Origin of the sequence: Stenotrophomonas maltophilia (genome assembly GCF_003970865.1) — a bacterium.
GTDB lineage: Bacteria > Pseudomonadota > Gammaproteobacteria > Xanthomonadales > Xanthomonadaceae > Stenotrophomonas > Stenotrophomonas maltophilia_AR.
Window position 1 is genome coordinate 38,170 of sequence record NZ_RXLZ01000005.1, and the last position, 15,177, is coordinate 53,346.

At 66.6% G+C, this 15,177-nt stretch carries 11 protein-coding genes; 2 read left to right on the plus strand and 9 right to left on the minus strand.

Features of this window, described 5'->3' with window-relative positions:
• Nucleotide 1: 1 nt before the first annotated feature.
• From EKL94_RS02740 to EKL94_RS02770, 7 genes are all read right to left on the minus strand, one after another.
• On the minus strand, nt 2-910 hold the full coding sequence (locus EKL94_RS02740; protein ID WP_126927883.1) for a biotin-independent malonate decarboxylase subunit beta: 909 nt from the start codon (nt 908-910) through the stop codon (nt 2-4).
• The gene (mdcC, locus tag EKL94_RS02745) at nt 907-1,227 is read right to left on the minus strand and encodes a malonate decarboxylase acyl carrier protein (RefSeq protein ID WP_126927884.1); all 321 of its coding nucleotides are present in this window, start codon (nt 1,225-1,227) and stop codon (nt 907-909) included. The genes EKL94_RS02740 and mdcC overlap by 4 nt, the downstream gene beginning before the upstream one ends.
• A gap of 10 nt (nt 1,228-1,237) precedes the next feature.
• A complete protein-coding gene (mdcA, locus tag EKL94_RS02750) occupies nt 1,238-2,881 on the minus strand; it encodes a malonate decarboxylase subunit alpha (protein ID WP_126927885.1) in 1,644 nt (547 codons plus the stop codon).
• Between the two features lie 219 nt (nt 2,882-3,100).
• Nucleotides 3,101-5,293, minus strand: a complete 2,193-nt coding sequence (locus EKL94_RS02755; protein WP_126927886.1) for a TonB-dependent siderophore receptor — start codon at nt 5,291-5,293, stop codon at nt 3,101-3,103.
• 295 nt (nt 5,294-5,588) lie between these two features.
• A complete protein-coding gene (gene mqo / locus EKL94_RS02760; RefSeq protein WP_126927887.1) occupies nt 5,589-7,277 on the minus strand; it encodes a malate dehydrogenase (quinone) in 1,689 nt (562 codons plus the stop codon).
• A 263-nt stretch (nt 7,278-7,540) separates the two neighbouring features.
• A complete protein-coding gene (locus tag EKL94_RS02765) occupies nt 7,541-7,987 on the minus strand; it encodes a GNAT family N-acetyltransferase (protein WP_126927888.1) in 447 nt (148 codons plus the stop codon).
• A gap of 169 nt (nt 7,988-8,156) precedes the next feature.
• Nucleotides 8,157-9,062 (minus strand): LysR family transcriptional regulator ArgP, encoded by a 906-nt coding sequence (locus EKL94_RS02770; RefSeq protein ID WP_006424060.1) that lies wholly within the window; start codon nt 9,060-9,062, stop codon nt 8,157-8,159.
• 138 nt (nt 9,063-9,200) lie between these two features.
• On the opposite strand from EKL94_RS02770, the gene EKL94_RS02775 reads away from it, so the two are divergent.
• Both EKL94_RS02775 and EKL94_RS02780 read left to right on the plus strand, forming a co-directional pair.
• Nucleotides 9,201-9,836 (plus strand): LysE/ArgO family amino acid transporter, encoded by a 636-nt coding sequence (locus tag EKL94_RS02775; protein ID WP_126927889.1) that lies wholly within the window; start codon nt 9,201-9,203, stop codon nt 9,834-9,836.
• A 163-nt stretch (nt 9,837-9,999) separates the two neighbouring features.
• Nucleotides 10,000-11,988 carry an alpha/beta hydrolase family protein gene (locus EKL94_RS02780; RefSeq protein ID WP_126927890.1) on the plus strand — a complete coding sequence of 663 codons (1,989 nt, stop codon included), beginning with the start codon at nt 10,000-10,002 and terminating at the stop codon, nt 11,986-11,988.
• Nucleotides 11,989-12,044: 56 nt separating this feature from the next.
• Here the strand turns inward: EKL94_RS02780 and EKL94_RS02785 are convergent, their stop codons facing one another.
• Both EKL94_RS02785 and EKL94_RS02790 read right to left on the minus strand, forming a co-directional pair.
• Nucleotides 12,045-13,799 (minus strand): peptide MFS transporter, encoded by a 1,755-nt coding sequence (locus tag EKL94_RS02785; protein WP_126927891.1) that lies wholly within the window; start codon nt 13,797-13,799, stop codon nt 12,045-12,047.
• Between the two features lie 79 nt (nt 13,800-13,878).
• A complete protein-coding gene (locus EKL94_RS02790; RefSeq protein WP_126927892.1) occupies nt 13,879-15,027 on the minus strand; it encodes an acetyltransferase domain-containing protein in 1,149 nt (382 codons plus the stop codon).
• Nucleotides 15,028-15,177 lie beyond the last annotated feature (150 nt).

The window sequence follows — 15,177 nt, forward strand, 5'->3', positions numbered from 1 at the left end:
CTCATGGCAGGCTCCGGTCGGCGGTGGCGATGAGGAACTCATCGGTGTCGAGCAGCGGTAGTCGCTCGGGGGCTGTGATGCCCTGACGGGCCCAGATCTCCAGGCCATCCCGGCAATCGCCCCAGGCCTGCACGCGCGCCTTCAGCGCCGCATGGCGTTCCTGCAGCGCGGCCAGTGCAGTGTCTGCATCGGTGCTGCTGGTATCGGGCTGCAGCGCGTTGCTGGCCGCTTGCGCGAAGGCCTCGATGGCATCGGGCACCAGCACCTGTGCCTGGTCGATCAGGTAGCGGTGCTTGCCTCCCGTTACGCGCCAGACCAGCGCGCGATCGCGGGAGTCGAACTCTTCCACGCCGCGCACGGTCTCGATCACTTCCGGGCCGGACAGCGACAGGCGCCCCTCTTCGGACATGATGACCGTGCTGCAGCAGCGGGCGACGATGCCCATGCCGCCGAAGGCGCCGTTGCCGCTGCCGATCAGCGCGATCACCGGCACGCCGGCTGCACGCGCGTCCAGGGTGGCGCGCATGATCTCGGAAATGGCGATGAGCCCTGCATTGGCTTCGTGCAGGCGCACGCCGCCGGTATCCAGCAGCAGCAGCACGCCTTGGGGATGTGTTTCGGCTGCGCGGCGCAGCAGCCCGGTCAGTTTGGCGCCGTGCACTTCGCCCACGCCGCCGCCCATGAATTCACCCTGCTGTGCGGCCAGCAGCACGCGCTTGCCCTGCAGCGTGGCTTCGCCGACAACGATGCCGTCGTCGAACGCCGCGGGCTGGTCGAGCTGTGCCAGGTGCGGGCTCATCATCCGCCGCGCCGGGCCGAGGAATTCACGGAACGAACCGGCATCGACCAGGCTGGCGATACGCTCGCGCGCATCGGCTTCGTAGTAACTGTGGCGCTGCGTCCGGTTCATCGTGGATCTCCAGCAAGCAGGGTTTCCACGGCCTGGTCCAGGCGCAGGCTGACTACCGCCGGGGTCGCACCGGCATCGTTGATCGAGATGCGTACATCGCGCAGCGGATGACGCTGTGCGAAGTCGCTGATCACTGCTTGCCACACGCTGCCGAAGCCCTTCGCGGCGGTGATGATGCGCACCGTCATTGCACCGTCCAGTGCGGCCGGCTCCAGCAGGATTTCCAGGTTGCCCGAGGCCAGCACGCCGACCAGCACCGCATCGCGCGGGAACTGCACCGCAGTGTGTCCTTCGAATCGATAGTCGAGGGTTTCCATGCTCAGCCCCTTACCAGTTGCGGAAGCGCTTGGGCGGGTCGTACAGGCCGCCGGACCAGCGCACCAGGTCCTTCACCGAACGCGCCGCCAGCAGGTCACGGCTGGCATCGCGTACGGAGATGCCGAGGTCATCGGGACGGCGGATCACGCCGCGGTCGCGCAGGTTCTCCACCATCGCGCGGTCGCGCCCCATGCCCACGGCGGTATAGCCGGCCACGCCACGGATCGCCTGTTCGCGCTCCTCAGGGGTGCGGCAAAGCAGCAGGTTGGCGATGCCTTCCTCGGTCAGCACATGGCTGACGTCGTCGCCGTAGATCATCACCGGCGGCAGCGGCATGTCCGCGCGCTCGGCCAGGTCCCAGGCATCGAGGCGATCGACGAAGGCCGGCGCCATGTGTTCGCGGAAGGTTTCCACCATCTGCACCACCAGCTTGCGCCCGCGCGGCATTTCGCCGGGGCGTGCGGCCTGCTGCCCGGCCTTGATCCAGGCATCGCTGGCGTGGCGACGACCGCGCGCATCCGAGCCCATGTTGGGTGCACCACCGAAGCCGGCGATGCGGTCACGGGTGGCAGTGGAACTGTTGCCCTGCAGGTCGATCTGCAGGGTGGAGCCGATGAACATGTCACAGGCATACAGGCCGGCGGTCTGCGAGAACGCGCGGTTGGAGCGCATCGAGCCATCGGCGCCGGTGAAGAACACATCGCCTCGGGCGGCGATGTACTTCTCCATGCCCAGTTCCGAACCGAACGAATGCACCGATCTGACGAAGCCCGATTCGATCGCCGGAATCAGTGCCGGGTGTGGGTTCAAGGCCCAGTGCTGGCAGATTTTTCCCTTCAGACCGAGCGATTCGGCATAGGTGGGGAGCAGCAGTTCGATGGCCGCCGTATCGAAGCCGATGCCATGGTTGAGGCGGTTGACGCCGTACTCGGCGTAGATGCCCTTGATGGCCATCATCGCCATCAACACCTGGATCTCGGAGATCTGTGCCGGGTCGCGGGTGAACAGCGGTTCGATATGGTTCGGCTTCGGCGCCTGCACCACGAAGTTGACCCAGTCAGCGGGAATGTCGACGCGGGGGAGGGTGTCGACGATCTCGTTGACCTGGGCGATGACGATGCCGCCACCGAAGGCGGTGGCTTCGACGATCACCGGCGTGTCTTCGGTGTTCGGCCCGGTGTACAGGTTGCCGTGCCGATCTGCGGCCTGCGCGGCGACCAGGGCCACGCGCGGGGTCAGGTCGATGAAGTAGCGGCCGAACAGTTCCAGGTAGGTGTGGATGGCACCGATCTGGATGCGCCCTTCAGCCACCAGGTTGGCCAACCGCACCGACTGCGGGCCGGAGAACGAGAAGTCCAGTTTCGAAGCGATACCACGCTCGAAAACATCCAGGTGCGACGGCAGCGACAGCACCGACTGCACCATATGCAGGTCGTGCACGCGGGCCGGGTCAAGGTCGGCCAGGGCCTGGGCGAGGAAATCGGCCTGCTTCTGGTTGTTGCCCTCCAGGCAGACCTTGTCGCCTGGCTCCAGCAGTGCATGCAGCAGCTCGCCCACGTCGCCGGCGGCGACCTCGCGTCCCCGGGCCCACGGCGCGGCACGTTCCAGGCGGGCCTGGCGGCTGCGTTCCAACGTATCCCAGCTCGGGTTCATCGACCGGCTTCCGATTGGTGTTGATGTAATTACGGCATAATTACAGACGGGCATGCAACCCGCACTGCAGCAAAAAGAAGGGCCCGCGCGGAGGCGGGCCCATTCAGGTTGCAACGCAGAGTGACCCGCATCGATCCGGGTAGTGCCGGCCGCTGGCCGGCTCCACGCGATGCAGGGTGATGGAACCGGCCAGCGGCCGGCTCTACCGTTTCCAGTTGCTCAGAACTTCCAGCGCAGGCTGGCCGACACGAAGCGCGGTTCGCCGTAGTTGTTGTAGTCCAGATTCGCCCAGTAGGTCTTGTCCAGGGCGTTGCGCACGCTCAGCGTTGCGGTCCAGCTTTCGCTGATGCGGTAGTTGGCGTTGAACTGCACCAGCATGTAGGCCGGCTGGTTCACCGTCACCGTGCCGCCCAGCGGGTAGGCGATGTTGTAGCCCTGCACCTTGCTCTGCCACTGCACGCCACCGCCAACGCTCAGGCGTTCCAGCGCACCGCGCAGCTGCAGCTGGGTATTGAGCTGCAACAGGTCCTTCGGCGGGTTGGCGTACAGCAGGTCGGTAGCCGCGCGGGTGACCTTGACGTGGGTGTAGCCGGCATTGACCGTCCAGCCCGGCAGGATCTCGCCGTTGACGTCCATCTCCCAGCCGCGAGCCTTGGTGCCGTTGACGCCGATGTAGGCGGAGGTGCCATCGCTCAGCGAACCTTCCGGCACGCCCATGTCGCGCACGGCGTAGTTGTCCTGCTTGGCCTCGAACACGGCGGCGTTGGCGGTGAGGCGGCCGTCCAGCCACTGGGTCTTGATGCCCGCTTCCAGGTTCGAACCCTGCACCGGTGCCAGCAGGTTCTCGTTGCGGTCCTTGAAGTTCTGCGGGTTGAAGATCTCGGTATAGCTGGCATAGGCCGACACGTTCGGGGTGATGTCGTAGACCAGGCCTACGTAGGGAGTGACTTCATCGCTCACCTTGTACGCACCGCTGGTGCCGGTGTAGGCGCCTGCGGCGTTGTACGAGCGGCTGAGGGTTTCCCAGCGGCTCAGGCGTGCGCCGGCAATCAGCGACAGCGGATCGGCCAGGCGCAGGCGGGTGGCCAGATAGACGCCACTCTGCGTGGTCTTGGCCACGCGGCGCGCGCCGGTACGCCGGTAGGTCACCTCGGAGATGTCGCCGTTCCAGCTGCGGACATTGGGAATGTAGTAGCAGCGCTCGCTGCCGCAGCGCGCCCAGTCGTTCGGGAAGTTCAGCGCCAGGGTGTTGGTGGTGCCTTCCAGGTCCGACCACTGTGCACCGAGGGTCACGTCGTGGTCACGGCCGAACAGATCGAAACTACCGGTCAGGTAGGCATCGACGTTGCGCCGGGTGTCTTTCGAATCACCGGCGGCGGCACGCAGGTAGATGCCCGAGCCGGTCACCGGGTCCGGGTTGCCGGTGCCGTACAGGCGCACGTTCTGCACGTTGCCGCGGGTGTAGGCGGTATTGATCTTCAACAGCCAGTTGTCGCCGAAACGCTGTTCCAGGTTGGCGAAGGCGGTGTTGCTCTCGCGCTTCCAATAGCTCCACTTCGGCGACAGGTTGGTCGAACGCGGCAGGTGCGCGAAATTGCCCTGGTTGTCGAAGAACGGCACGGTGCCCCAGGTCGAGCCGGTGGGGTTGTTGTCCTGGCTCTGGTAACCGAGGGTGATCGTGGTGCTGTCGGTGACGTCGCCTTCCAGCACCGCCATGCCGGCCATCTTGTTCTCGTCGTAGCGGTCGTAATACAGGCCACGATCGGTGTAGGCGGCGACCACGCGGCTGCGGAAGCGGCCGTCGGCGGTCAGCGGCGCGGTCACGTCGGCTTCCATCCGGCGGTAATCCCAGCTGCCGGCGCTGACCGCGAACGACGCATCGAATTCCTTGCCCGGGCGCTTGCGCAGCAGGTTGACCGTGGCCGAGGGCACGCCGGCGCCGCTGAGCAGGCCGTTGGCGCCGCGGATCACTTCGATACGGTCGTAGAAGGCGGTGTCGTATTCCTGGTTGGTGGAGCCGCTGTAGGTGGGAATGCCATCGACCTGGAAGTCGGTGATGGCAAAGCCACGCGCGTAGTACAGCGGGCGCTGGGTGTCATAGAAGGACACGCTGACGCCGGTGACGTTGCGCATCACATCGTTGATGCTGAACAGTGATTCGTCCTGCAGGCGCTTGAGGCTGATCGCGGTGGCCGACTGCGGGGTTTCCTGCAGGGTGATCGGCAGGCGCGTGGTACTGGCCGGTGGCGCCGACTGCTCGGCACGCACGCTCACACGGTCCAGGGTTTTGGCGTCGGCAGCGCCATCGGCGGCGGCGAACGCGCTGGGCGCGGCCAGCAGGGTCAACGACGAAAGCAGGGCAGCCGGCAGCAGCGCACGGCGGGGCAGGCGGTTACGAGGGGGCAGGGACATGGTGGGCTCGAGGCTCGGAAGCGGGGAAGGGCGGCAACAGTCGTCCAGCACCCGGGGCGGCGGCTTCGGGCACAGCAGGTCCATCTGGGAGCGGCGCGGTCACTGCGCAGGACGCAAATGTAAATAATTCTTAACAACATTACAATTCGCGTCATTGTGCATCGACATTCCGGCACCGGGCATCGCCTTCTTCTGTGGCGCCGAGCCCACGCTCGGCGCCACAGCAGGGAGCAGCCCAAACGCGAACGGCCACCCGAAGGTGGCCGTCCGTCTGCATCGCAAGGAACGCGCAGGCTTACAGCGCCTGCAGTTCCTCGTTGGCGTTGCGCTTTTCCTTGGCTGGCGCCGGAACCGCTGCCGGCGCCGGGGCCGTCGCATTGGCGTCCACCGGCACCTCCAGATACGGCAGGCGCAGTGTCTGGCTGGTCAGCGAGCGGATCTCGTTGACCAGCGCTGCACTGTCGTTGAGCTTGCGCCCGTACGACGGGACGATCTCGCGCAGGCGGGTTTCCCAGCCGGCCTTCATCTGGTCCGGGAAGGCCTTGGCCATCAGGTCCAGCATGATCGGCGGCGAGGTCGACGCACCCGGCGAAGCGCCGAGCAGGGCGGCGATGGTGTGGTCCTTGTCGGTCACGATCTCGGTACCGAACTGCAGCACCGGGCCCTTCAGCGGATCACGCTTGATGATCTGCACGCGCTGGCCGGCGGTGACCAGCTTCCAGTCACCCGGCTTGGCATTGGGGAAGTACTTGACCAGCTCGGCCTGGCGGTCGGCATCGTTCAGGCGCGCCTGGCCCATCAGGTACTGCACCAGGTCCAGGTTGTCCTTGCCCACTTCCAGCATCGGGCCGACGTTGTTGTGGTTCACCGACGAGTACAGGTCCCACCACGAGCCGTGCTTGAGGAACTTGGTGCTGTACAGCGCGAACGGCCCGAACAGGACCACCGGCTTGCCGTCCAGCTTGCGCGCATCCAGGTGCGGCACCGACATCGGCGGCGAACCGGTCTCGGCCATGCCGTAGGCCTTCACGCCGTGGCGCGAGGTCACGTCCTGGCCCTGGAAGGCGAGGAACTGGCCACCAACCGGGAAGCCGGCGTAGTCCTTCGATTCCGGAATGCCGGACATCTGCAGCAGCTTCAGCGCGGCGCCACCGGCGCCAATGAACACGAAGCGGGCGTGGGTGGTGGACTCGGTGCCGGCCTTGAGGTCCTTCACCGTCACGTTCCAGCTCTTGTCGGCGTTCTGCCGCAGCGCGCTCACTTCGTGGTTGAGGTGCAGGCTGAAGTTCGGGCTGCGCTGCAGGCCGGTGGTCAGCTGGCGGGTGATCACACCGAAGTTGACGTCGGTGCCCAGCGGCATCCAGGTCGCGGCGACCTTCTGCTTCGGGTCACGGCCTTCCATCAGCAGCGGTGCCCACTGCTTGATCTGTGCCGGATCCTCGGAGTACTGCATGCCGTAGAACAGCGGATTCTTCACCAGGGCCTGCTGGCGCTTATGCAGGTAGGCGATGTTGTCATCGCCCCAGACGAAGCTCATGTGCGGGGTCGGGTTGATGAAGTCGCTGGGCTGGCTCAGCCGGCCTTCCTTCACCTGGTGCGACCAGAACTGGCGCGAGACCTCGAACGATTCGGCGATGCCGACCGCGCGCTTGGTCTCGATGCTGCCATCGGGCAGTTCCGGGGTGTAGTTCAGTTCGGCGAAGGCCGAATGGCCGGTGCCGGCGTTGTTCCAGCCATCGGAGCTTTCACCGGCGACGCCGTCGAGGCGTTCGTAGACCTGGATGTTCCAGTCCGGCTGCAGTTCCTGCAGGTAGGTGGCCAGGGTGATGCTCATGATGCCGGCGCCGACCAGCACCACATCGACGGGCTTGTCGTTGCTGGCGGCGGGCACCGAGCGCTGGGTCAGCGGCCAGTACAGGAACAGCGCGGCGGCCAGCAACAGCAGCACGAGCAGGGCGAGCAGGGCCTTGCCAAATTTCTTCATGGGGGCGGGATCGTTGGCGGAGGGGAAGGGGTCAGGATGCGCGTGGGGCAGGGAAAGGGCGTGAAGAAACAACGCCTTGCGCCATCCAGCCGCGATTCTAACCGGATCCGGTCCGTTTTTGATGCAACGCAGCATCCGACGTTTCGCGGCCCCGTCACCTGGGGGGCGGGTTTCGACCTGGTGACCTCAGCCCCAGTAACGCCGGGCCACGCCTGACGACCGCAGCCCCAGTAGCGCCAGGCCATGCCTGGCGACGTCGTCAATCAGACCAGCTCAAGAATCTCGTCGCCGGCCTCGTCGACCTCCCCGGTCGGGCGCCAGCCCAGGCGGCGGTAGAACCCATGCGAGCGCGAACGGGGGTCGACCGAGCAGGCCAGGAACAGCCGCTGGTGGCCGGCATCGCGGGTCAGGCTCACCACTTCCTGCAGCAGTTGGCGGCCGATGCCGCGGCCCTCGTAGTCCGGCAGCAGGGCCAGCACCAGCACCTCGCCGCTGTCGCGGTCGGCGAAGCAGTAGCCGGCCATGTGCTCGCCCTCCCAGGCGACGCGGCCGATCGAATCGCCCTGGGCGATGCCGGCTGCCCAGCTGTCCTCGGTGATGCCCAGTTCCGCCAACTGCGCGGCGCTGAAGGTGTTCTCGCGGGTGCGCCCGCGCAGGTCGATGCAGGCGGCGGCATCTTCGGGGCGCGCATCGCGCACGGCTATCGGCATACCGGACATCCTTGTAGTGATTGGCCCGCCAGTATCCGCATCACGCATGGAACCGGTGTGGAGGCTTCGTGGAGATTGGGTGGAGCAAAAAGGGGACGGAGGGGATTAAGTCGTTTAAGACCCAAACGACATATCGGGCAAAGACGACTTAATCCCCTCCGTCCCCTTTTCAGCGCTTGCGCCGGATCAGCGCGGAGGAAGCATCCAGCACCGCGCGGGTCAGCAGGGCCATGGTCTGCACGTCGCCTTTCCAGTGCTGCCAGTACAGCGGCACGTCTTCCCACGCGCGCTGCCGTACGTAGACCAGTCGCCCGGCGTCCAGGTGCCGCTTGACCAGCGGCAGCGGGTTCATGGTCCAGCCCATGCCACCGAGGTTGGCCTGCACGAAGGCGCGGGTGGAGGGGATCCACCAGGTCGGCGCGGTGCTGGGCAGGTCGTCGCCGGCCATGCGCCGGGCGAAGCGCGACTGCATTTCGTCCTTGCGGTTGAACACCAGTACCGGTGCCTGCGCCAGTGCCTGCGCGGTTACGCCCTTGGCGAAATGACGCTCGCGGAACTCGGGGGTACAGGTGGCGGCGTAGCGGATGCTGCCCAGCGCATGGATCTGGCAGCCCTGCACCGGCTCGTCCAGTGTGGTCACCGCACCCAGCACCGTGCCCTGGCGCAGCAGTTCGACGGTGTGGTCCTGGTCTTCCACGCGCAGGTCCAGGGTGGTGCCGGTGCTCTGCGCGAACTGCGAGGCGGCTTGCGGGAACCAGGTTTCCAGGCTGTCGTGGTTCACCGCTACCGGAATACTGGCTTGCGGCAAGTCCTCATCGGCCAAGCCCATCCGATGCAGCGCGTCGTGTTCGAGCAGGGCGGTCTGCTCGGCCAGCTGCACCAGTACCTGGCCCTCGGCGGTGGCGGTGGCCGGGGTGCCGCGCTTGACCAGCAGGCGTCCGACCCGGTCCTCCAGCGCCTTGACCCGCTGCGAGATGGCCGAGGGCGTGACATTCAGCGACTGCGCGGCGCGGTCGAAGCTGCCTTCGCGGATCACTGCGGCCAGGGCGCGCAGCTGGGCATGGTCGATACGCATCGAATTAAGTTCCGCTAATGTTGGTTTAGGAAGTTTAGCTCGTCTTTTTCATGTTGCGGCGCGACAATGGCGCCCGTTCCGGTGCTGTCCGCCTTCGCGAGGCACCGTCCCCCCAAGCAAGTAAAGGCAGTGAATCCCATGTTCTCGGTCATCTCCGCCAGCACCGGCCTCGGTGCCTGGTTCTCTGGTGCAGCTACCGGCATCGGCCTGTTCGCCGTGGTCGGGGCCCAGAGCGCCTTCATTCTGCGCCAGGGCATCCTGCGCAAGCACATCGTGCCGGTGGTCGCCACCTGTGCGGCTATCGATGCGATCTTCATCTTCGCCAGCGTGGCTGGTCTGCGCACGCTCACCTCGGCGCTGCCGTGGCTGACCACCGCCGTGCTGTGGACGGGCGTGGCGTTCCTGGCCTGGTACGCGATGAAGTCGGCGCGCCGCGCGATCGCCGGTGGCGGCGGCATGGGCGAGGCTGACAGCGACGACGGCAGCCGCCGCGCGGTGCTGATGGCCGCGGTCGGCTTCTCGCTGATCAACCCGCACTTCTGGCTGGACATGATGGTGATCGGCTCGATCGCCGAGAACTTCGGCAGCGCCCGCATGGCCTTCGCCGCTGGCGTGGTTACCGCCAGCTGCCTGTGGCTGACCGCGCAGGGCCTGGGTGCACGCCTGCTGGCGCCGCTGTTCACCAAGCCCAGTACCTGGCGCGTGCTCGACGGCACCATCGCGGTGATCCTCAGCATCCTGGCCCTCACGTTGGCGGTGCGCGGGGTCCACTGACCCGGCGCACGCCCCCCGAACCCACGTCCTGACTCTCTCTCCAAGGTAGTGGTAACGACGGCACCGGCAACGGTGCCGTCGTTTTTTCCGGCTCTGGCGGGAAACGCAGGGCCCTGCCTAGAATCGGCCACCAGGACAAGGTGTCCACAGGAGCAGGGGAAGGATGCACAAGACGATTCTGGCGGCCGCACTGGCTGTCATCGGGGGCGTTGCCGCAGGCAGCGTAGGGGCGGTGGACCTGACGCAGTACCTGCGTCGCGAGACCTTCACCGACATCAAGATTTCGCCGGGGGGCGAGTACGTGGCGGCGACGGTGCCGATGGAGGACGCCACCGCGATCGCCGTGCTGCGGTTGAAGGACAAGCAGATGGTCGGCAGCTTCCGGCCACCCAGCCGCAACCACGCGCAGGAATTCGACTGGGTCAGCAACGAGCGCCTGCTGATCGGCCTGGCCCAGAAGTGGGGCTCGCTCGACCAGCCCAATCCCACCGGCGAACTCTACGCCATCGATGCCAACGGCAATCGCGGCGAACTGCTGGTGGGCTATCGGGTGGAGAGCAACGGCCCGGGAACCCGCATCCAGCCGAAGAAGGTCGAAGCGGCGGCCGCCTTCCTGGCCGACGACCTGCCGGGCGACGAGCGCAACGTGCTGGTCACCGTGTGGCCGCTCGCAGAGGATCCGTTCACCCGCGTCGATCGCATGGATGTGACCACGGGCCGTCGCTCGCGGGTGGCGTCTTCACCGGTACGGCGTGGTGAGTTCACCACTGACGGCGCAGGCGAGGTCCGCTTCGTGCACGGCTCGGGCAGCGACAACATCAACAAGCTGTATTTCCGCGAGCGCAGCGGCGACAGCTGGAAGCTGATCAACGATGAGGCGGTCAGCAAGCGCATTGAAACCGCCATCGGCTTCTCGGCCGATGACAGCCTGGCCTATCTCAACGTCGAGCAGACCCAGGGCCCGGATGCGATCGTCAGCTGGAACCCGCAGACCGGCGAGCGTGCCACGCTGCTGCGCGACGAGGTGGTCAATCCGTATCGCATCATCCATCGGCCCGGGACCCACGTGCCGGTCGGCGCGCTGTATCTGGGCGATACGCCGCGTACCCGGTTCTTCGACGAGACGTCGCCGGAGGCGCGCCTGTACCGCAGCCTGGAAGCCGCCTTCGGAGGGCCGGTTTACATCACTTCCAGCACCCGCGATGGCCGTGTCGTGCTGGTGGAAACCTGGTCGGGCACCAATCCCGGCGATTTCTACGTGTACGACACCGTGGCGCGCAAGGCCGACCACCTGATCAGTCGCAGTGACTGGATCGACGTGGACCGCAGTGCCAGCGTGAAGCCGATTGCACTGAAGGCGCGCGACGGCCTGCCATTGCACGGCTTCCTGACCCTGCCGGCGGGCAGCAACGGGCGCAACCTGCCGACGGTGGTGATGCCGCATGGCGGCCCGTTCGACATCTTCGATTCCGGCCAGTACGACCGCGAAACGCAGATGCTGGCCGCCGCCGGCTATGCCGTGCTGCAGGTCAACTTCCGCGGGTCGGGCAACTATGGCCGGGCCCACACCCAGGCCGGTGCGCAGCAGTGGGGCGCGGCGATGCAGGACGACGTCACCGATGCCACCCGCTGGGCGATCAGCGAAGGCATCGCCGACGGCCGTCGCATCTGCATCTATGGCGCCAGCTATGGGGCCTACTCGGCGATGATGGGGGCCGCCCGCGAACCCGGGTTGTACCAGTGCGCGGCGGGCTATGTCGGGGTCTACGACCTGCCGATGATGTACACCCGCGGCGACATCCAGGACCGAGGTTCAGGCGTGACCTACCTGCGCGAATGGCTGGGTGATCCGGCCAAGCTGGGTGCGGTGTCGCCGGTGAATCTGGCCGAACGGATCAAGGTGCCGGTGTTCCTCGCGGCCGGCGGCGAAGACAAGCGTGCGCCGATCCAGCACACCGAGCGCATGGAAGCGGCGCTCAAGCGCGCCGGCACGCCGGTGGAGAGCCTGTACTACAAGACCGAAGGCCACGGCTTCTATACCGAGGCCCATCGCAGCGAGTACTACGAGAAGCTGCTGGCGTTCCTGGCGCGCAGCCTCGGCGGCAAGACCGCGACGACCGCACCGGCGGCCGGCAAGGACAAGGCGCCCTGAGCTGGCAGGGCGGCGGATGATCGTTCCGCCGCCCTGGTTTTCCGCACGCGCGGGGTCTACTTCACCCCGTGCATCATCCGCTTCAGCAGCGGCGCGGCGATGAAGGCGGCCAGCGCGCAGCCCAGGCCGATCCACATCAGCAGCCAGAACAGGTGCGCGTAGGCGCCGGCAGCAGCCACCAGGTCCAGCGATTCGCCTTCCGGCACCTCGATCGCGGCCAGCTTGCCGAACAGCGCGGCCAGCGTTTCCGAGAATGCGGTGGCCAGGAACCAGGTGCCCATCATCAGGCTCATCACCCGCGGCACGGCCAGCTGGGTCACCGCCGACAGGCCGACCGGCGACAGGCACATCTCGCCGCTGGCCAGCAGGAAGTAGGCCAGCACCAGCCACCACACGCTGGCCATCTCGCCGGTGGCGCCGACCTGCTGAGCAGCCAGCGCCAGCGGCACGAACGACAGCGCGCCGATCACCAGGCCCCAGGCCGATTTGACCGGTTTGCCCGGCTCCCAGCCGCGGCGGTCCATCCACGTCCACAGTGCGGCGAAGGCCGGTGCCAGCAGTACCAGGAACAGGCCGCCGAGGTAGGTCAGCGAGCCGGCGGTCTGCGGAATCACCAGGCAGTCGCGCACCAGCAGCACCAGCATCAGCACGACGATGGCGGCGAAGAATGTGCGCGGCGCGGCCGAACCCGGGCGCCGTTCGGACAGCCGCGCGCTGACCACGAAGCCCAGCGGTGCCAGCAGCAGCGAGATGATCGACCACGGCAGCGGGGTACCGCCGGTGATCACCAGCGAGGGCACGATGTCCTTGGTCAGCAGGCGGTCGGTGAAGGTCACCCACGAGCCGTAGGACTGCTCGTACATGGTGAAGAACACCAGCGCCATGAAGATCAGCACCATCAGCGCGATCATCTGCTGGCGCTGCACCGGCGTGCACTTGCTGCCGGTGAACCAGGCAAACCAGACCAGCACGCCACCCAGCACCACCAGCATCAGCATCAGCGCCAGGCTGATTTCACCGCCCAGCGCGAACGCGCCGTTGCCGGCCGCCCACATCAGCCACGCCACCGGCAGCACAGCGAGCACCGCGCACAGATAGATGAGCCATTCGCGCGGCAGGCCCAGCACCTTCTGCTTCAACGCCGCCGGTTGCGGCGGTTCGGCGTGGCCCTGCAGGTACTTCTGGCCCCACAGGAACATCGCCAGGCCGGCCAGCATGCCGATGCCGGCTGCACCGAAACCGTACTTCCAGCCGTAGGCCTCGCCGAGGAAGCCGCACACCAGCGAAGAGAACAGGGCACCGAGGTTGATGCCGGCGTAGAACAGCGAGAAGCCAGAATCGCGTCGCGGGTCATCCTTGGCGTACAGCTTGCCGACGATGGTGGAGATGTTCGGCTTGAGGAAGCCGACGCCCATGATGATCAACGCCAGCGACAGGTAGGTCACCGCCAGCGCCGAGGTGTCGCGCACCACTTCGCCGTTCACCCGGTACGCCGCGTGGCCCTCGAAGGCCATGCCGAGGTGGCCGAGCACCAGCAGGATGCCGCCGAACAGCACCGCCCGGCGCATGCCCAGCCAGCGGTCGGCCAGCATGCCGCCGAACACCGGGATGCAGTACACCAGGCCACCGTAGGCACCGAGCAGGTCCAGGCCGGCCTTGTCGCCGAACAGGTGGTACTTGGTCAGGTACAGCAGCAGCAGCGCCTTCATGCCGTAGAAGGAGAAGCGCTCCCACATTTCGGTGAAGAAGCAGACGTAGACGCCCTTGGGGTGGCCCAGGAAGTCATCGGAAGCGATAGCGGTGGAATTCATCGCGGAATTATAGGCCTGTGGCCCGATCCGCTTTCAGTAGATCCACGCCATGCGTGGATTGCCGGACCGGCCTGGGCGATCACAGGTATCGCAACCACGGCAGATCGCGCCTTCGCGCCTTGAACCGCGCGAAGGCCCGCGTCGGCGGGTACAGCACCACCGCCAGCGCACAGGCCACCAGCAGCAGGCCGGCCACCGAATCCAGTGCGTACAGGTCACCGTGCGTCGGCCCCCAGATCGCCAGCGCGGCCAGGTACAGCCCCTTCAGTACAAACAGGTGCAGCAGGTAGAAGAACATCGGCGCGGCGCCGATATCGGCCAGCGGGCGCAGCGCACGCGCCAAGGGCGGCCATTCGTACAGGCGCAGCAGCAACAGTCCCACGCCCAGGGTCAGCAGCAGGAACTGCAATGATGGCGGGTACTTTGTGATGTTGAGGATGCTCAGCCATGTGCGCAGCGCGCTGGTCTGGTACTGCCACGGTGCATCCCCATACTGGTTGGCGAACCGCAGCAGCGCGAACAGGGCCAGCGCACCGACGCCTGCCCACAGCAGCCAGTGCTGGCGCTGCGCCGGGTCGCGCTCGCGGGCGAACCACGGTCCCAACAGATAACCGAGGGCGATCACCCCGATCCATGGCAGCACCGGGTAGGAGGTGCGCAGGCGCAGCGCGCCGGCCTCGATCCAGTCGCGCTGGTGCAGCACTTTCCACAGCACCGCCAGCAGGCCATTGCCTTGCAGCCGTACGCTGTCGAACAGGTTGTGCCCGGCCACCACCGCGACTGCCAGCACCAGCAGGGCCGGGCGCGGCAGCCACAGCAGGCCAGCCAGCGCGATCATGCTCAGCCCGATGGCCCAGATCACCTGCAGGTACAGCGTGTCCGGCGGCAGCTGGAAGGTCCAGGCGAAATTCACCAGGGTCAGTTCCAGCACGACCAGGAACAGGCCTCGCTTGAGCAGAAAGGCGGCTGTGGCCCGGCGCGGATCCGCCTGACGCTGGCCGTACAGCGAGGCCGACAGGCCGGTCAACAGGACGAACACGGGTGCGCACAGGTGAGCCAGCAGACGGCAGGCGAACAGCGCAGGGGAGACCGTCGTCGCGTCCATCGGGTCGCTCACCTGATGCTGCAGGAAAAAGGTCTCGCGCACGTGGTCCAGCAACATCAACAGCATCACGGTGCCGCGCAGCTGGTCGATGGAGGCCAGGCGAGGGGAGGGGGAAGGGGGCATGCGATGCAGTAACAACAAGGTATCATTAAGATATAACATATCATTTACGACATGCCCAGCCGGACTTTGCCGGGTCGGTCGATTGCCGGTCCACGTACTGGCCCATTGCGCTGCAGCACACGCCCCCATCCTTTGGCACGCTGGACTTGA